We start from the raw sequence: 276 nt of genomic DNA on the forward strand, positions 1-276 counted from the left end.
GGCATAGTCAGCTTTTCAAAATCCACGTCGTAAGGTTTCCTTGTGGTCAACCTGTCCAAAGTAGCCTGACGGTTTCCTTCCATTCTCAAAAGTTCGTAATACCTGGTCAACATCTCATCTGTGATTTTGGAATGGTCATAAAAGACCTGCTTGAGGTTAAGTCCAAAAATGAATTTTGGAGTGCATTTGAGCAAAAGTTTATTGAAAATAGGATTTTGGGCTACTTTAAATATCATAGCTCCTGAGTTGTAGGATTTGCTTTGGGCGGTGTCAGTT

The 276-nt window shown here is 39.9% G+C and carries 1 pseudogene; it reads right to left on the reverse strand.

Annotation, left to right across the window (positions count from 1 at the left end):
• Window positions 1-236: pseudogene (locus DNI29_RS25095) on the reverse strand (alpha/beta fold hydrolase); the annotation flags it as partial.
• Between the last annotated feature and the right edge of the window lie 40 nt (window positions 237-276).

The organism is Hymenobacter sediminis, assembly GCF_003231285.1.
Classification (GTDB): domain Bacteria; phylum Bacteroidota; class Bacteroidia; order Cytophagales; family Hymenobacteraceae; genus Hymenobacter; species Hymenobacter sediminis.